This is a genomic window from Pseudomonas sp. GYB4201, assembly GCF_056312595.1.
Genome location: NZ_JBWGIG010000071.1, coordinates 1 through 17,037 on the forward strand (window position 1 = coordinate 1; position 17,037 = coordinate 17,037).

Annotated in this window: 12 protein-coding genes; 11 read left to right on the plus strand and 1 reads right to left on the minus strand. The window is 64.9% G+C overall.

All coding sequences use genetic code 11. The annotated features are described in order from the left end of the window. The first annotated feature begins 194 nt into the window (after positions 1–194). The 11 genes from AC0Z2B_RS31920 to AC0Z2B_RS31970 all read left to right on the plus strand — a co-directional run bounded on the left by AC0Z2B_RS31920 (position 195) and on the right by AC0Z2B_RS31970 (position 16,138). Positions 195–371, plus strand: coding sequence for a hypothetical protein (locus AC0Z2B_RS31920; RefSeq protein WP_003250005.1), 177 nt, complete (start codon positions 195–197; stop codon positions 369–371). Beyond that, complete coding sequence (locus AC0Z2B_RS31925; protein WP_416422421.1) at positions 355–3,309, plus strand: sensor histidine kinase; 2,955 nt, start codon at positions 355–357, stop codon at positions 3,307–3,309. The genes AC0Z2B_RS31920 and AC0Z2B_RS31925 overlap by 17 nt, the downstream gene beginning before the upstream one ends. Positions 3,310–3,331: 22 nt before the next feature. Beyond that, positions 3,332–4,774: a sigma-54-dependent transcriptional regulator gene (locus AC0Z2B_RS31930; protein WP_476302115.1), complete on the plus strand. Its 1,443-nt coding sequence runs from the start codon at positions 3,332–3,334 to the stop codon at positions 4,772–4,774. 689 nt (positions 4,775–5,463) lie between these two features. Continuing rightward, positions 5,464–6,855: a polynucleotide adenylyltransferase PcnB gene (locus tag AC0Z2B_RS31935; protein WP_476302117.1), complete on the plus strand. Its 1,392-nt coding sequence runs from the start codon at positions 5,464–5,466 to the stop codon at positions 6,853–6,855. A gap of 4 nt (positions 6,856–6,859) precedes the next feature. After that, a complete protein-coding gene (gene folK / locus AC0Z2B_RS31940; RefSeq protein WP_476302119.1) occupies positions 6,860–7,342 on the plus strand; it encodes a 2-amino-4-hydroxy-6-hydroxymethyldihydropteridine diphosphokinase in 483 nt (160 codons plus the stop codon). Between the two features lie 233 nt (positions 7,343–7,575). Further along, positions 7,576–8,376 (plus strand): 3-methyl-2-oxobutanoate hydroxymethyltransferase, encoded by an 801-nt coding sequence (panB, locus tag AC0Z2B_RS31945; protein WP_416422417.1) that lies wholly within the window; start codon positions 7,576–7,578, stop codon positions 8,374–8,376. Further along, positions 8,373–9,233: a pantoate--beta-alanine ligase gene (gene panC, locus AC0Z2B_RS31950; RefSeq protein WP_476302121.1), complete on the plus strand. Its 861-nt coding sequence runs from the start codon at positions 8,373–8,375 to the stop codon at positions 9,231–9,233. Before panB ends, panC begins: the two co-directional genes overlap by 4 nt. Before the next feature lie 170 nt (positions 9,234–9,403). Further along, positions 9,404–11,068: a glucose-6-phosphate isomerase gene (gene pgi / locus AC0Z2B_RS31955; protein WP_476302123.1), complete on the plus strand. Its 1,665-nt coding sequence runs from the start codon at positions 9,404–9,406 to the stop codon at positions 11,066–11,068. A gap of 93 nt (positions 11,069–11,161) precedes the next feature. Beyond that, on the plus strand, positions 11,162–12,031 hold the full coding sequence (locus AC0Z2B_RS31960; RefSeq protein WP_476302125.1) for an oxygenase MpaB family protein: 870 nt from the start codon (positions 11,162–11,164) through the stop codon (positions 12,029–12,031). A gap of 53 nt (positions 12,032–12,084) precedes the next feature. Next, positions 12,085–13,101, plus strand: a complete 1,017-nt coding sequence (locus AC0Z2B_RS31965; protein ID WP_416422413.1) for a class I SAM-dependent rRNA methyltransferase — start codon at positions 12,085–12,087, stop codon at positions 13,099–13,101. Between the two features lie 100 nt (positions 13,102–13,201). Further along, on the plus strand, positions 13,202–16,138 hold the full coding sequence (locus AC0Z2B_RS31970; protein ID WP_476302127.1) for a DUF748 domain-containing protein: 2,937 nt from the start codon (positions 13,202–13,204) through the stop codon (positions 16,136–16,138). Positions 16,139–16,217: 79 nt separating this feature from the next. On the opposite strand, the gene AC0Z2B_RS31975 is transcribed toward AC0Z2B_RS31970, so the two are convergent. Continuing rightward, positions 16,218–16,550, minus strand: coding sequence for a BON domain-containing protein (locus tag AC0Z2B_RS31975; RefSeq protein WP_416422411.1), 333 nt, complete (start codon positions 16,548–16,550; stop codon positions 16,218–16,220). Positions 16,551–17,037: the final 487 nt, after the last annotated feature.

Consider the following 17,037-nt stretch of genomic DNA (forward strand, 5'->3'; position numbering starts at 1 on the left):
CCGAAGGCTGCGTCCGGCGGCAACGCGGTTTCGTCGTTGCGGCCGGACGCAGCCTTCGGCAGCTGCTACGGGTGTAGTGAACTTCCAGTTGCACTACGACGCGCTTGCGTTACCATCCCCGCTCCTTTTTGCCCGTACCTACAATAATAAGGCGAGCACCCTGGACTTGATGTTCTTCCATTCGAGAGGCCGGCATGTACATCTACCGATTGGTCCTGCTGCTGGTAGTCGGTATCTACCTGTTCTCCCCCGCGATCATGGACTGGTGGATAGAACCGACCGGCGCCTGGTATCGGCCCTACCTGTTGTGGCTGATCCTGATCGTGGTGACTTTCATTCTCCAGAGCCAACGTGATGCCGATGAGCTTTAGCCTCACCCAGATGATCCTGATCAGCGCCGCCTACCTGCTGGTGCTGTTCGGCGTGGCCTGGGTCAGCGAGCGCGGGATGATCCCGCGCGCGATCATTCGCCACCCGCTGACCTATACCCTGTCGCTGGGCGTCTACGCCAGCGCCTGGGCGTTCTACGGCACGGTGGGCCTGGCCTACCAGTACGGCTACGGTTTCCTGGCCTGCTACCTGGGGGTCAGCGGCGCGTTCCTGCTGGCGCCGGTGCTGCTGTACCCGATCCTGAAGATCACCCGCACCTACCAGCTGTCCTCCCTGGCCGACCTGTTCGCGTTTCGCTTTCGCAGCACCTGGGCCGGCGCCCTGACCACCATCTTCATGCTGATCGGCGTGCTGCCGTTGCTGGCCTTGCAGATACAGGCGGTGGCCGATTCCATCAGCATCCTGACCCGCGACCCGGTGCAGAACCGCGTGGCCCTGGCGTTCTGCGCGCTGATCACGCTGTTCACCATCTTCTTCGGCTCACGCCACATCGCCACGCGCGAGAAGCACGAGGGCCTGGTGTTCGCCATTGCCTTCGAGTCCATCATCAAGCTGGTGGCGGTGGGCGGCATCGGCCTGTACGCGCTGTACGGCGTGTTCAACGGCCCCCACGAGCTGGAGCTGTGGCTGCTGCAGAACCAGACCGCCCTCGCCGCCCTGCACACGCCGTTGCAGGAAGGCCCGTGGCGCACGCTGCTGCTGGTGTTCTTCGCCTCGGCCATCGTCATGCCGCATATGTACCACATGGCGTTCACCGAGAATCTCAACCCGCGCTCGCTGGTCAGCGCCAGCTGGGGCCTGCCGCTGTTCCTGCTGCTGATGAGCCTGGCGGTGCCGCTGATCCTGTGGGCTGGCCTGCGCCTGGGCGCCACCACCAGCCCCGAATATTTCACCCTGGGCGTGGGCATCGCCGCCAACAGCAAGGCCCTGGCGCTGCTGGCCTACGTGGGCGGGCTGTCGGCCTCCAGCGGGTTGATCATCGTCACCACCCTGGCGCTGTCGGGCATGGCCCTCAACCACCTGGTGCTGCCGCTGTACCAGCCGCCGGCCGAGGGCAACATCTACCGCTGGCTGAAGTGGACGCGCCGCGGCCTGATCGTCGCCATCATCATGGCCGGCTACGCCTTCTACCTGCTGCTGGGCACCGCCCAGGACCTGGCCAACCTGGGCATCGTCGCCTTCGTCGCCACCCTGCAGTTCCTGCCGGGGGTGCTGTCGGTGCTGTACTGGCCGGCCGCCAACCGCCGCGGCTTCATCGCCGGCCTGCTGGCGGGCATCCTGGTGTGGATGGTGACCATGCTGCTGCCGCTGGTCGGCAACCTGCAGGGCTTCTACATCCCGCTGCTGAACATGATCTACGTGCTCGACGACACCAGCTGGCACATGGCGGCCATCGCCTCGCTGGCGGCCAACGTGCTGGTGTTCACCCTGATCTCGCTGTTCAGCAACCCCAGCGCCGAAGAGGCCAGCGCCGCCGAAGCCTGCGCGGTGGACAACGTGCGCCGGCCCCAGCGCCGTGAGCTGCACGCCGCCTCCCCCCAGGAGTTCGCCACCCAGCTGGCCAAGCCGCTGGGCGCCAAGGCCGCGCAGAAGGAAGTGGAACAGGCCCTGCGTGACCTCTACCTGCCCTTCGACGAGCGCCGCCCCTATGCCCTGCGCCGCCTGCGCGACCGCATCGAGGCCAACCTCTCGGGCCTGATGGGCCCCAGCGTGGCCCAGGACATGGTCGAGACCTTCCTGCCCTACAAGTCCGGCAACGAGAATTACGTCACCGAAGACATCCACTTCATCGAGAGCCGCCTGGAAGACTACCACTCGCGCCTCACCGGCCTTGCCGCCGAGCTGGACGCCCTGCGCCGCTACCACCGCCAGACCCTTCAGGAACTGCCCATGGGCGTCTGCTCGCTGGCCAAGGACCAGGAAATCCTGATGTGGAACAAGGCCATGGAAGAGCTGACCGGCATCGCCGCGCAGCGCGTGGTGGGCTCGCGCCTGGTGACCATCGGCGAGCCGTGGCGCGGCCTGCTGCAAGGCTTCATCAACGTGCCCGACGAACACCTGCACAAGCAGCGCCTGCCCCTGGACGGCCAGATCCGCTGGCTGAACCTGCACAAGGCGGCGATCGACGAGCCCCTGGCGCCGGGCAACAGCGGCCTGGTACTGCTGGTGGAAGACCTCACCGACACGCAACTGCTGGAAGACAAGCTGGTGCACTCCGAGCGCCTGGCCAGCATCGGCCGCCTGGCCGCTGGCGTGGCCCACGAGATCGGCAACCCGATCACCGGCATCGCCTGCCTGGCGCAGAACCTGCGCGAAGAGCGCGAGGAAGACGGCGAGATCACCGAGCTCAGCAGCCAGATCCTCGAACAGACCAAGCGCGTGTCGCGCATCGTGCAGTCGCTGATGAGCTTCGCCCACGCCGGCAGCCACCAGCACAGCGACGAGCCGGTGAACCTGGCCGAAGTGGCCCAGGACGCCATCGGCCTGCTGGCCCTGAACCGGCGCAATTTCGAAGTGCAGTTCTACAACCTCTGCGACCCCGACCACTGGGTGGAGGGCGACCCGCAACGCCTGGCCCAGGTCCTGATCAACCTGCTGTCCAACGCCCGCGATGCCTCCCAGGCCGGCAGCGCCGTGCGGGTGAAAAGCGAGGCCAGCGAGCACACCGTGGACCTGATCGTCGAGGACGAGGGCAGCGGCATTCCCAAGAACATCATGGACCGCTTGTTCGAACCGTTCTTCACCACCAAGGACCCTGGCGAGGGAACCGGACTGGGGCTTGCTCTGGTCTATTCCATCGTTGAAGAGCATTATGGACAAATCACCATCGACAGCCCGGCTGATACCCAGAGCCAGCGCGGCACCCGAATCCGGGTGACCTTGCCGCGTCATGTCGAAGCGACGTCCGCCGTGAACTGAGACCGTCGAGAGAATTGAATCAATGCCGCATATTCTGATCGTCGAAGACGAAACCATTATTCGTTCTGCCCTGCGCCGCCTGCTTGAACGGAATCAGTACCAGGTCAGCGAAGCCGGCTCCGTGCAAGAGGCACAAGAGCGCTTCTCCATCCCCACGTTCGACCTGATCGTCAGTGACCTGCGCCTGCCTGGCGCCCCGGGCACCGAGCTGATCAAGCTGGGCCAGGGCAAGCCGGTGCTGATCATGACCAGCTATGCCAGCCTGCGCTCGGCCGTGGACTCGATGAAAATGGGCGCGGTGGACTACATCGCCAAGCCCTTCGACCACGACGAGATGCTGCAGGCCGTGGCGCGCATCCTGCGTGACCGCCAGAGCGCCCCAGCCCCGGCTGCCGCGCCGGCCGAACGCGCCGGCAATGGCAACGCCAAGGCCGCCGCCGGTGCCGAGAACGCCAATGGCGAGATCGGCATCATCGGCTCGTGCCCGCCCATGCAGGACCTGTACAGCAAGATCCGCAAGGTGGCGCCCACCGACTCCAACGTACTGATCCAGGGCGAGTCGGGCACCGGCAAGGAGCTGGTGGCCCGTGCCCTGCACAACCTGTCGCGCCGCGCCAAGGCACCGATGATCTCGGTGAACTGCGCCGCCATTCCGGAAACCCTGATCGAGTCCGAGCTGTTCGGCCACGAAAAGGGCGCGTTCACCGGCGCCAGCGCCGGCCGTGCGGGCCTGGTGGAAGCAGCGGACGGCGGTACCCTGTTCCTCGATGAGATCGGCGAACTGCCGCTCGAGGCCCAGGCGCGCCTGCTGCGCGTGTTGCAAGAAGGCGAGATCCGCCGCGTGGGCTCGGTGCAATCGCAGAAGGTGGACGTGCGCCTGATCGCCGCCACCCACCGCGACCTCAAGAGCCTGGCCAAGGTCGGCCAGTTCCGTGAAGACTTGTACTACCGCCTGCACGTGATCGCCCTGAAGCTGCCGGCCCTGCGCGAGCGCGGCGCCGACGTCAACGAGATCGCCAACGCGTTCCTGGCCCGCCAGAGCGCGCGCATCGGCCGCAACGACCTGCGTTTCGCCGCCGATGCCGAACAGGCCATTCGTCATTACTCGTGGCCCGGCAACGTGCGCGAGCTGGAAAATGCCGTGGAGCGTTCGGTGATCCTCAGCGAGAGCGCGGAAATTTCCGCCGAGCTGCTGGGCATCGACATCGAGCTGGAAGACCTGGACGACGAGGCGTTCGACGCCATGGCCGCGCAACCGGCGGGCAACGTCGGCGGCGGCAACCACGAACCCACCGAGGACCTGTCGCTGGAAGACTATTTCCAGCACTTCGTGCTCGAGCACCAGGACCACATGACCGAGACCGAGCTGGCACGCAAGCTGGGCGTCAGCCGCAAGTGCCTGTGGGAGCGCCGCCAGCGCCTGGGTATTCCACGGCGCAAGTCGGGCGTGGCCAGCGAAAGCTGATACGTTTCAGCTAATTACGCGGTGTCACGGGGTAACAAAAGGGGGGAGTGACAAACTGTTACCCCCACCTTGCCGGCGTAACAGATGCCGGGGCATACGGTAACGAATTTTGTCCGTTTCAGGCGCTGGCTGATGGCCACCAAACAGCCGAAAGCCTTGATTTACAAGGGTTTTCAAAAGTTGGCACGGCACCTGCTATGTATTTGGTACAAGAACAACAATAAGCAATGACACACTCTAATAAAAACAAGATGAAACGGCTCACGCATAACAAGAACAACACGGCGGAGGCGCAGCTAACTGATTCTTTTGGAGAGGCGTTGTAATTGGGGCCCGCCCCACACCCAGGCAAAGACCAATAAAAACTGCACTGAAAAGCAGAACGGCATGGGATGAAAGCAACTCAGCGACCAAAGCAATCCGTTTGCTCTTGCTCCCGGTTAGGGAGCCACTCACTGGCGAAGACCACGTGGGTAGGGCGTTAACAAAAACAAGAAGCCCGATCAAAAAAACAAGAAGAGCACGCAACTACATTCCTTGGGGAGCTTCGGCTCCCCTTGTAGTTTCCACGTTTCGTCCCCCTCGTTGCGCAGTGTCCTACACCATCCCCCGACTAAATGCTAGAATCCCCGCCCATCATGCGGTCATTCTCCATTCATGGCCGAACATTCCTTCAAACAGTGCATCCCATGCTGAAGAAGCTGTTCCAGTCTATCCGTCCCCCCGTGCGTCGCCCGCAACACCTGCGGACCACGCCCGAAGTGCTCAATAGCGGGCAACACTCGCTGCAGCGCAACCAGTTCAGCCGCCACGCGGTGAGCATCGTCGAACGCCTGCAAAACGCTGGCTATCAGGCCTATCTGGTGGGCGGTTGCGTGCGTGACATGCTGCTCAACATCACCCCCAAGGACTTCGACGTCGCCACCAGTGCCACCCCCGAGCAAGTGCGTGCGGAGTTCCGCAACGCCCGGGTGATTGGCCGTCGGTTCAAGCTGGTGCATATCCATTTCGGTCGCGAGATCATCGAGGTCGCTACCTTCCGCGCCAATCATCCCCAGGATGAAGAAGAGGAAGACAGCAACCAGTCGTCGCGTAACGAAAGTGGTCGCATCCTGCGCGACAACGTCTACGGCACCCTCGAAGAGGACGCCCAGCGCCGCGATTTCACCATCAACGCCCTGTACTACGACCCGGTGAGCGAGCGCATCCTCGATTACGCCAACGGCGTACACGACATCCGCAACCACCTGATCCGCCTGATCGGCGACCCGGTGCAGCGCTACCAGGAAGACCCGGTGCGCATGCTGCGGGCCGTGCGTTTCGCCGCCAAGCTGGACTTCGGCATCGAGAAGCACACCGCCGCGCCGATCCGCGAGCTGGCGCCCATGTTGCGCGAGATCCCGTCGGCGCGCCTGTTCGAGGAAAGCCTGAAGCTGTTCCTTTCGGGCCACGCCTCGGACACCTTCGAGATGCTGGTCGACCTGCAGCTGTTCGACCCGCTGTTCCCGGCCAGCGCCCACGCGCTGGAGCACCAGCCGACCTACACGCACACGCTGATCAGCGAAGCGCTGAGGAACACCGACCTGCGCGTCAAGCAGGGCAAGCCGGTGACCCCGGCCTTCCTGTTCGCCGCCCTGCTGTGGCCTGCCCTGCCCGCCCGCGTGCTGCAACTGCAGGAACGTGGCATGCCGCCGATCCCGGCCATGCAGGAAGGTGCGCATCAGTTGATTGCCGAGCAGTGCCAGCGCATCGCCATTCCCAAGCGTTTCACCATCCCGATCCGCGAGATCTGGGACATGCAGGAGCGCCTGCCACGCCGCAGCGGCAAACGCGCCGACCTGCTGCTGGACAACTCGCGCTTCCGCGCCGGCTACGACTTCCTGCTGCTGCGCGAAAACGCCGGCGAGCAGACCGATGGCCTGGGCGACTGGTGGACCGACTACCAGGACGCCAATGACAGCGAACGCCGCGACATGATCCGCGACCTGGGCAGCAAGGACGAAACCGGCGCCGGCCCACGCAAGCGCAAGCGCACTGGCGCCAAGCGCAAGCGTGGCGCGGCGGCGGATTCGGGCGAGTAAGCCGATGGAAGTCGTGTACATCGGCCTGGGCAGCAACCTGGCCGAGCCCGCCGAGCAACTGCGCCAGGCCATCGAGGCCCTGGGGCAGTTGCCGTCGAGCCAGGGCCTGGTGGTGTCGGCGCTGTACAGCAGCGAGTCGCTGTCGCCCGGCCAGCCGCGTTATACCAACGCGGTGGCGCGCCTGGAGACCTCGCTGGCGCCCTTGGCGCTGCTGGACGCCCTGCAGGCCATCGAGAACGACCAGGGCCGCGTGCGCGCCGAGCGCTGGGGCCCGCGGACCCTGGACCTGGATGTGCTGTTGTTCGGCGACCGGGTCATCGACGAGCCGCGCTTGAAGGTGCCGCATTACCACATGCAGGCGCGGGCGTTCGTGCTGTACCCGCTGGCCGAGCTGGCGCCGGGCGACCTGCGCCTGGCGGATGGACGGCATTTGGCCGATCTATTGGCTGCTTGCCCGTTCGAAGGCCTCGAACGCCTGACCCCGTAGCCGCTGCCGTCCCGGTAACACACAATCCCCCCACCCAGTAACACACCCGTAACACATCCAATTGACTTCCCGCCCCCTCCTCACGACTATAGGCATCCCGTTGCTCACTAACGCAGCAAAACGGCGCGGAACGGCCGGTTGACGGTCGTTTCCCAAACATCACGGCAGATGATGTTGTGTTTGATCCGCTTACTGTTAGCAGTATTCACGGCGCCTGAAAGAGGACCCCTTTGATGCCTGAAATCACCCTGACCACCCTGCAGAGCCTCAAGCTCAAGGGTGAGAAAATCGCCATGCTGACCTGCTATGACGCGACCTTCGCCCAGGCAGCCTGCCAGGCGGGCGTGGAAATCCTGCTGGTCGGCGACTCCCTGGGCATGGTCCTGCAGGGCCACGACAGCACCCTGCCGGTCACCAACGCCGAGATGGCCTACCACGTGGCCAGCGTCAAGCGCGGCAACGAGGGCGCGCTGATCCTGGCCGACCTGCCGTTCATGGCCTGCGCCACCCTGGAGCAGACCTTCGCCAACAGCGCCCAGCTGATGCAGGCCGGCGCCCACATGGTCAAGGTGGAAGGCGCTGCCTGGCTGGCGGAGTCCATCCGCCTGCTGGCCGAACGCGGCGTGCCGGTGTGCGCGCACATGGGCCTGACGCCGCAGACGGTCAACGTGCTGGGCGGCTATAAAGTGCAAGGCCGCAACGAAGCCCAGGCGCGGCAGATGCGCGCCGACGCCATTGCCCTGGAACAGGCCGGCGCGGCGATGATCCTGCTTGAATGCGTGCCCAGCGAGCTGGCCGCCGAGATCACCCAGGCGGTGAAGGTGCCGGTCATCGGCATTGGCGCCGGTAGCGCCGTGGACGGCCAGGTGCTGGTGCTGCACGACATGCTGGGCCTGTCGCTGACCGGCCGCGTGCCCAAGTTCGTGAAGAACTTCATGGCCGGCCAGCCAGACATCCAGAGCGCCCTGGGCGCCTACGTCACCGCCGTCAAGGAAGTCAGCTTCCCGGGTACCGAACACGGATTTAATGCATGAACACCGTAAAAACCGTCAAAGAACTGCGCGCCGCCGTGGCCCGCGCCCGTAGCGAAGGCAAGCGCATCGGCTTCGTGCCCACCATGGGCAACCTGCACAGCGGCCACGCCGCCCTGGTGACCAAGGCGGCCCAGCGCGTGGACTTCGTGGTGGCGAGCATCTTCGTCAACCCGCTGCAGTTCGGCCCTGCCGAAGACCTGGACAAGTACCCGCGCACCCTCGCCGCCGACCAGGAAAAGCTGGTGCAGGCCGGCTGCCACCTGCTGTTCGCCCCCACCGTTGAAGAGATGTACCCCGACGGCATGGGCGTGCAGACCCGTGTCAGCGTCCCGCACCTGTCCGAAGGCCTGTGTGGCGCCAGCCGCCCGGGGCATTTCGAAGGCGTGGCCACCGTGGTCAGCAAGCTGTTCAACATGGTCCAGCCGGACCTGGCCGTTTTTGGCCAGAAGGACTACCAGCAGCTGGCGGTGATCCGCGCGCTGGTGCGTGACCTGAACATGCCCATCCAGATCATCGGCGAGCCTACCGTGCGCGCCGAGGACGGCCTGGCGCTGTCGTCGCGCAACGGCTACCTGACCACCGAGCAGCGCGCCGCCGCCCCCGCGCTGTACCGCGCCATGCAACAGGTGGCCAAGGCCATCGAGGCCGGCGAGCGCGACTACGGCCGCCTGCTGGATGAGGCCCGCACGCAGATCACCGCCGCCGGCTTCAAGACCGACTATTTCGAGATTCGCCACGGCATCAACCTGCGCCCGGCCACCGCCGAGGACCGTGACGTGGTGATCATCGCCGCCGCCTACATCGGCAGCACGCGGCTGATCGACAACCTGCACCTGAACCTCGACGCGCACGCCTGACCCTGGGCGCGATGTGAAAAAGTACAAGGCATAGGTCGGACAACGCGCAGACAGTATCGCCATTGGTCTTTACTGTGGCATTGTCCGACAGGCCTGATAAAAGATTCACGCAACCGTGCCGGACGTTACATTGTCCAAAGGCTGTTCTAAGTACAAGGAAACCCGCAGCGATGGCGTATTACCGTACCCCCCACGACGTTACCGCTCTGCCCGCCTGGCAGGCACTTACCCAGCACCGCCAGGCCATGCAGGATTTCAGCATGCGCGAAGCCTTCGCGGCCGATCCGCAGCGTTTTCACCAATTTTCCCTGAGTGGTTGCGGGCTGTTCCTCGACTACTCGAAAAACCTGATCACCACCGAGACCCGCGACCTGCTGGTCAAGCTGGCCGGTGAAGTGGACCTGCAGGGCGCCATCAAGTCGATGTTCGCCGGCGAGCTGCTGAACGCCTCCGAAGGCCGCCCGGCGCTGCACACCGCCCTGCGCCGCCCGGTGGGCGACAAGCTCAACGTCAACGGCACCAACATCATGCCCGAAGTGCATAAGGTGCTGAACCAGATCACCGAGCTGGTCACCCGCATCCACGACGGCCTGTGGCGCGGCTACACCGAGAAGCCGATCACCGACGTTGTGAACATCGGCATCGGCGGCTCGTTCCTGGGCCCGGAGCTGGTCTCCGAAGCCCTGCTGCCGTACGCCCAGAAAGGCGTGCGCTGCCACTACCTGGCAAACATCGACGGCAGCGAGTTCCACGAACTGGCCACCAAGCTGCGCGCCGAGACCACCCTGTTCATCGTCTCGTCGAAGTCGTTCAGCACCCTGGAAACCCTGAAGAACGCCCAGGCCGCCCGCGCCTGGTACCTGGCCCAGGGCGGTTCGGAAGCCGAACTGCACCGCCACTTCATCGCCGTGTCCAGCAACAACGCCGCGGCCGTGGCCTTCGGCATCCGTGAAGAGAACATCTTCCCGATGTGGGACTGGGTAGGCGGCCGCTACTCGCTGTGGTCGGCCATCGGCCTGCCGATTGCCCTGGCCATCGGCACCGCCAACTTCAAGGAACTGCTGTCCGGCGCCTACACCATGGACCAGCACTTCCAGACCGCGCCGTTCGAACAGAACATGCCGGTGCTGCTGGCCCTGCTGGGCGTGTGGTACGGCAACTTCTGGGGCTCGCAGGCCCACGCGATCCTGCCGTACGACCACTACCTGCGCAACATCACCAAGCACCTGCAACAGCTGGACATGGAGTCCAACGGCAAGAGCGTGCGCCAGGACGGCAGCCCCGTCACCACCGACACCGGCCCGGTCATCTGGGGCGGCGTGGGTTGCAACGGCCAGCACGCCTACCACCAGCTGCTGCACCAGGGCACCCAGCTGATCCCCGCCGACTTCATCGTGCCGGTGGTGAGCTTCAACCCGGTGGCCGACCACCATCAGTGGCTGTTCGCCAACTGCCTGTCGCAGAGCCAGGCGCTGATGCTGGGCAAGACCCGCGCCGAGGCTGAAGCCGAGCTGCGCGACAAGGGCATGCCCGAAGAGCAGATCCAGAAGCTGGCGCCGCACAAGGTGATCCCGGGCAACCGCCCGAGCAACACCCTGGTGGTGGAACGCATCAGCCCGCGCCGCCTGGGCGCCCTGGTCGCCATGTACGAGCACAAGGTGTTCGTGCAGAGCGTGCTGTGGGGGATCAACGCCTTCGACCAATGGGGCGTGGAGCTGGGCAAGGAACTGGGCAAGGGCGTGTACCAGCGCCTCACCGGCGGCATCGAAGAGCCTGCCGAGGACGCCTCCACCCAGGGCCTGATCAACTACTTCCGCGGCCGCCACCGCGGTTGACGAAAAAATCCCCTCTCCGGAGGGGATTTTCTTTCCAGCCCCGCATATCCCCCGTAGCAGCGGCCGCAGGCCGCGTCCTGACCCAGATTATTCATGGAATTCATTCGTCGTCGTATCGAGCAACAAGTGCTGAGCCTGACCGGCCTGTCCCTCGGCCGGCTGGACCTGGAAAACCCCAAGGGTGACCCCGGCCTGTTCGGCCCCCAGGCGGTGTGCTGGCAGGTGCATGGCGACTTCACCAGCATGCTGGTGGGCGGCATCAGCGCGCTGATGCTGCAGGCGCTGCACCCACTGGCGCTGGCCGGGGTGTGGGACCACTCCAATTTCCGCACCGACATGCTCGGGCGCCTGCGCCGCACCGGCCAGTTCATCTCTGGCACCACCTTCGGTGCCACCCGCGATGCCGACTGGCTGATCGACAAGGTGCGCACCATCCACCTGCAGGTGGTGGGCCACGCCGAGGACGGCCGCGCCTACGCCGCCAGCGATCCGGACCTGCTGACCTGGGTGCACGTGGCCGAGGTCAGCCATTTCCTCGCCGCGCACCTGCGTTACCGCAACCCGCACCTGCCGGCCGCCGACCAGGACCGCTACTACGCCGAGATCGCCCTGGTGGCCGAACGCCTGGGCGCACGCCACGTGCCTGCCTCGCGGCAGGAGATAGCCGAGTACCTGGAGGGCATTCGCCCACAACTGGTGTGCGACCACCGCAGCCGCGAGGTCATCCGCCTGCTGATGAACGCGCCCGCGCCCAGCCGCCTGGCCAAGCCGTTCGGCGCGCTGATGATGCAGGCCGGGGTCGACCTGCTGCCCGATTGGGCCAGCGCGATGCTCGAACTGCCACAAAGCGACTTCAAGCGCCGGCTGGTACGCACGGGCATCAACAGCACCGCGCCGGTGCTGCGCTGGGCCGTGCGCGACGGCTCTGCCCACCGCGCCCGGCGGCGCATGGGCATCGCCTGAGGCGGGTGTTCTCCTGTTAAACTACGCGCCTCTTTTTTCCAGGCGTACAGCGCATGTCCACCGTGAACAAGGCGCTGCGCGCCGCTCTCGACTCCCGCAAAGACCTCCTCGCGCAACTGCACGCCCAGGGCACCGATTGCTACCGGTTGTTCCACGGCAGCCAGGAAGGCGCCGGCGGCCTCACCGTGGACCGCTACGGCCCGCAGCTGATGGTGCAAAGCTTCCACACCAGCCTTGAGCGCGACGACCTGCTGGCCATCCACGCCGCCATCAACGCCGAGCTGGGCCAGGAGCTGCTGCTGGTCTACAACGACCGCTCCAAGGGCAACTCGCGCATCGACCGCCAGGACAGCGTGTACCAGGCCGACGAAGCGGCGCTGGCCGACCTGGTGGGCCACGAATGGGGCCTGGACTACCGCGTGCGCGGGCGCCATGCCGGGCAAGACCCGCTGCTGTTCCTGGACCTGCGCAATGCCCGTGGCTGGGTGAAAGCCAACAGCCAGGGCAAGAGCGTGCTCAACCTGTTCGCCTACACCTGTGGCGTCGGCCTGGCCGCCGCGGCCGGTGGCGCCCGCGAGGTGTGCAACCTGGACTTCGCCGAAGGCAACCTGGCCGTGGGCAAGGAAAACGGCGCCCTGAACCCGACGCTGCTGCCCATGACCTTCGTGCAGTCGGACTACTTCCCGGCCATCCGCCAGCTGGCCGGCCTGCCCATCAGCCAGCGCCGCGGCCAGAAGCTGCCCAGCTACCCGCGCATGGAACAACGCCAGTACGACCTGGTGTTCCTCGACCCGCCGGCCTGGGCCAAGAGCGCCTTCGGCACCGTGGACCTGCTGCGCGACTACCAGAGCCTGCTCAAGCCAGCGCTGCTGACCACAGCCGACGACGGCGTGCTGATCTGCTGCAACAACCTGGCGAAGGTGGCCTTCGACGACTGGCGCGACCAGGTGCTGCGCTGCGCCGAGAAAGCCGGCCGGCCGGTGCGTGACTGGCAGGTGATCACCCCGGCCAGTGACTTCCCGTCCATGGACGGCCAGCCGCCGCTGAAGACCCTGGTGCTGCAACTGTAAGTTTCCAGAAAAATCCTACACATAAAGCGGACACCTCTTCGGAACCAGATAGGCGTGCCATACTCCAAGCACTCCTATTCCGAGACGTAGATGCCCCCCCATGCCCAAAGGATTGATACGCGCCATCGGCGCCGTACTGACCGCGCTCGCGCTTTACAGCCTGCTGGGCTTCCTGATTCTGCCGGGCATCGGGCTGCGGGTGGCCAATTCCCAGCTGGCCAAGTATTCCAGCGTGCCGGCGCACCTGGAGCGCCTGGAGTTCAACCCCTTCAGCCTGGAGCTGACGCTGTGGGGGCTGCACATCGGCGAGCCGGGCATCGAGCAGGTCGGCTTCGAGCGCCTGTACCTGAACCTGCAGGTGGACAGCCTGTGGACCCGGGCCCTGCACCTGGACGCTATCGAGCTGGACAAGCCGCGCACCGAGCTGCTGTTCAACAAGGACGGCAGCCTGAACCTGGCGCAGCTGTTCAAGCTGCCGCCCAGCGAGCCGGCCAAGCCTGACCAGCCGCCGAGCAAACCCTTCCCGGTGCGGGTGGGCAGCATCAAGCTCAGCGAAGGCTACCTGCATTTCAAGGACGTGCGCCCCAGCGAGCCCATCGAGTTCCTCTACAACTCCATGAACCTGGAGCTGAAGAACCTCAGCACCCTGCCTGAGGACAACGCCGACATGACCCTGGTGGCCGCCGGCCCGGACGGTGGCCAGATCGACTGGAAAGGCAGCATCAGCCTGGTGCCGATCACCTCCAAGGGCAGCCTGAAGGTCACCGACGGCAAGATGAAGGTCTGGTGGCCCTACGTGCGTGACGCCCTGCCCCTGGCCTTGCAGGACGGCATCCTCAACCTCAGCACCGATTACTCGCTGGACCTGTCGAAAAACACCGAGCTCAACCTCACCAACGCCTCGGTCAGCATTGCGCCCTTCGCCCTCAACGCCCCGGACGGCCGCCCGCTGGTCAAGCTCGAACGCCTGGACGTCAGCGACACCTCGGTGGACCTGGCCAGGCAATTGGTGACTGTCGGCAAGCTCCGCAGCAGCAAGCTGGAAACCTGGGCGGCCCGCGAGGCCGATGGCCAGTTGGATTGGCAGAAGCTGTTCGCCAGCCAGAAAACCGCCGCGCCGCCCCAGGAAAAAACCGCGCCGGCCACCGCCGACGCCAAGCCCGAGGCCAAGCCGGTGCCTGGCGCGCCGAGCAAGCCTTGGCAAGTTCTACTCAAGGACGTGCAGCTGCGCGACTACCAGGTGCACCTGGCCGACCGCCTGCAGAAGGAACCGGTAGCGCTGGAGCTGGGCCCGCTGAACGTCGACGTGCAGAACTTCGACAGCCTGAACAAATCGCCCTTCACCCTCAAGCTCGACACCGGCCTGGGCAAGCAGGGCAAGCTCAGCGCCGCCGGCGAGGTCAACCTGGCGCCGGTCACCGCCAACCTCAAGGTCAAGACCCAGGACATCGACCTGCGCGTGGCCCAGGCCTACATCAGCCCGTTCATTCGCCTGGAACTGCGCAGCGGCATGCTCGGCAGCGACCTGGCGGTGAACCTCAAGAACATCGACCCGCTGACCCTGAGCGTCACCGGCCGCGCCCAGGTAGACCAGCTGCACACCCTGGACACGGTGAAAAACCGCGACTTCGTCAAATGGGAACAGCTGCAGCTCGACGGCCTGGACTACGAGCACGGCAACAGCCTGACCATCGACAAGGTCACCCTGATGCAGCCGTACGCACGCTTCATGATCAACGAAGACCGCACCACCAGCATCAAGGACCTGCTGATACCCCAGGCCGAGAACCCCAAGGCCCAGGCCGACGCCAAGCCTGCGGTCGCCAGCAAGCCACTGGCCATTCACATCGGTGGCATCGCCATCAATGACGGCTCGGCGTACTTCGGTGACTTCAGCCTGACGCCCAACTTCGCCACCAACATCCAGAACCTCACCGGCACCATTGGCACCATCGACAGCCAGCAGCAGAAGCCGGCCAAGGTGGACATCAAGGGCAAGGTCGACCGCTACGCGCCGGTGACCATCAGCGGCGCGCTGACGCCGTTCGACCCCATGGCCAGCCTGGACATCGACACGCGCTTCAACCGCCTGGAACTGACCACGCTGACGCCCTACTCCGGTAAATTCGCGGGCTACCGCATCCGCAAGGGGCGGATGAACCTGCAGCTGCACTACGTGATCACCAAGGGCCAGCTCAAGGCCGAGAACAAAGTGCTGGTGGACCAGCTGGAGCTGGGCGAGAAAGTCGACAGCCCCGACGCCGTAAGCCTGCCGGTGAAGCTGGCGGTGGCCCTGCTCAAGGACGTCAACGGCCAGATCAACATCGAGCTGCCGATCACCGGCGACCTCAACAACCCGCAGTTCAGCGTGATGCCTATCGTGTGGCAGACCCTGCGCAACCTGGTGGTCAAGGCCGTGGCCGCGCCCTTCAAGTTGCTGGGCGGCCTGGTGAGCGGTGGCGATTCCGCAGACCTCAGCAGCATCGCCTTTGCCCCCGGCGCCAGTGACCTGACCCCCAGCGCCCAGGACAACCTGCTGAAGCTGGCGGCCGGCATGAAGGCCCGCCCCGGCCTACACCTGGAAGTGGAAGGCGGCGCGGCAGCCAGCAGCGACGGCCCGCTGGTGGCCCAGCAGCGCCTGGAGCGTGAATACCAGACCACCTACTTCAAGATCCTCCAGCGGCGCGGCGACAAGGTGCCCGCCCAGGCCTCGCTGCTGATCGTGCCCGAGGACGAGAAAGCCCCCATGCTGCCGGCCATCTACCGCACCCGCCTCAATCAGGCGCCACCTGCCGAGTGGGATCAGTTGGAGAAGAAACAGCGCGATGCCAACCTGCGTGACGCGGTGATCAAGGCCTGGAGCACGGACGAGCAGCTGCTGCGCACCCTGGGCCAGGCTCGTTCGGCGGCCATCAAGGCCTTCCTGGTGGACAAGGGCCAGTTGCCGGACGAAAAGGTGTTCCTGATCGACACCATCATCAGCGACGCCCAGAAAGACGGCACCGTGGTCACCAACCTGCACCTGGAAGCGGATTGACCTGACCCACAAAAAAAAGCCCCGGCACACGGCCGGGGCTTTGAGTGGGCACAGTCCGTGTGCCCGTCGCATGAATCGATTATTGGGTTTCCAGCGCGTCAGCCGACACGGACTTGACGTGCTTGGTGTGCTTGGCAATGTTTACCGCGGTGGTTTTCTGTGCCGAGGTCAGGGTAGTGCCTGCCTTCGAAGCCAGGGTTACCACGCCTTGGTTGGTCTCGACGGTGATGTCGCTACCAGGAATGCCTTTCTCGGTCAGCAGGTTGGCCTTCACCTTGGTGGTGATCCAGGTGTCGGAACCGGCTTGTTCGGTCTTGGCTGCGGTTTCACTCGCAGTGGCGGCATACGCGAAGTTACCCATGGCCAGGGTCAGGGCGGTGGCAGTAGCGGCAGCAATAGCGAACTTTTTCATACGAGTCACTCCTGTTTTTCGAGAAGTCTGCGCCAAGGCATGCCTGGCTGCAGGGTTAGCTATACCGTTGCAGGGCGTGTGCCAACCTGACGATTAAATAAAATCCTTTAAAATCAACAACTTAAAAAACGACTCGTTTTTGCTGTTCGTGCATTCTGCATGCTCGCAGCAAAAACCGCGTGCAAGTTGCATGTCCGCTAAAGAACTGGGTGAAGGCTAACCGCCTGCACCCACCCACCTCGCCTTTGCTTGTGATCTGCAGTTGATCTGCAGTTGATCTGGCTTTTGATCTGCTGTTGATCTGGCTCTTGACCTTGATTGTATGCCCCGTAAAGCGCCCGGGCCGACTGGAGGCGTCGATCAACGGGCTGCCCGAAGGGCCGAGGCCGCAGGCCGAAGAGACGGTAACCCGCAGGCTTCTATAGCGGGTGCCGTCTGCCCGTTGAGCGGCGCCGGAAGGAGGGGACCCGTAGCGCAGCGGAGGGCC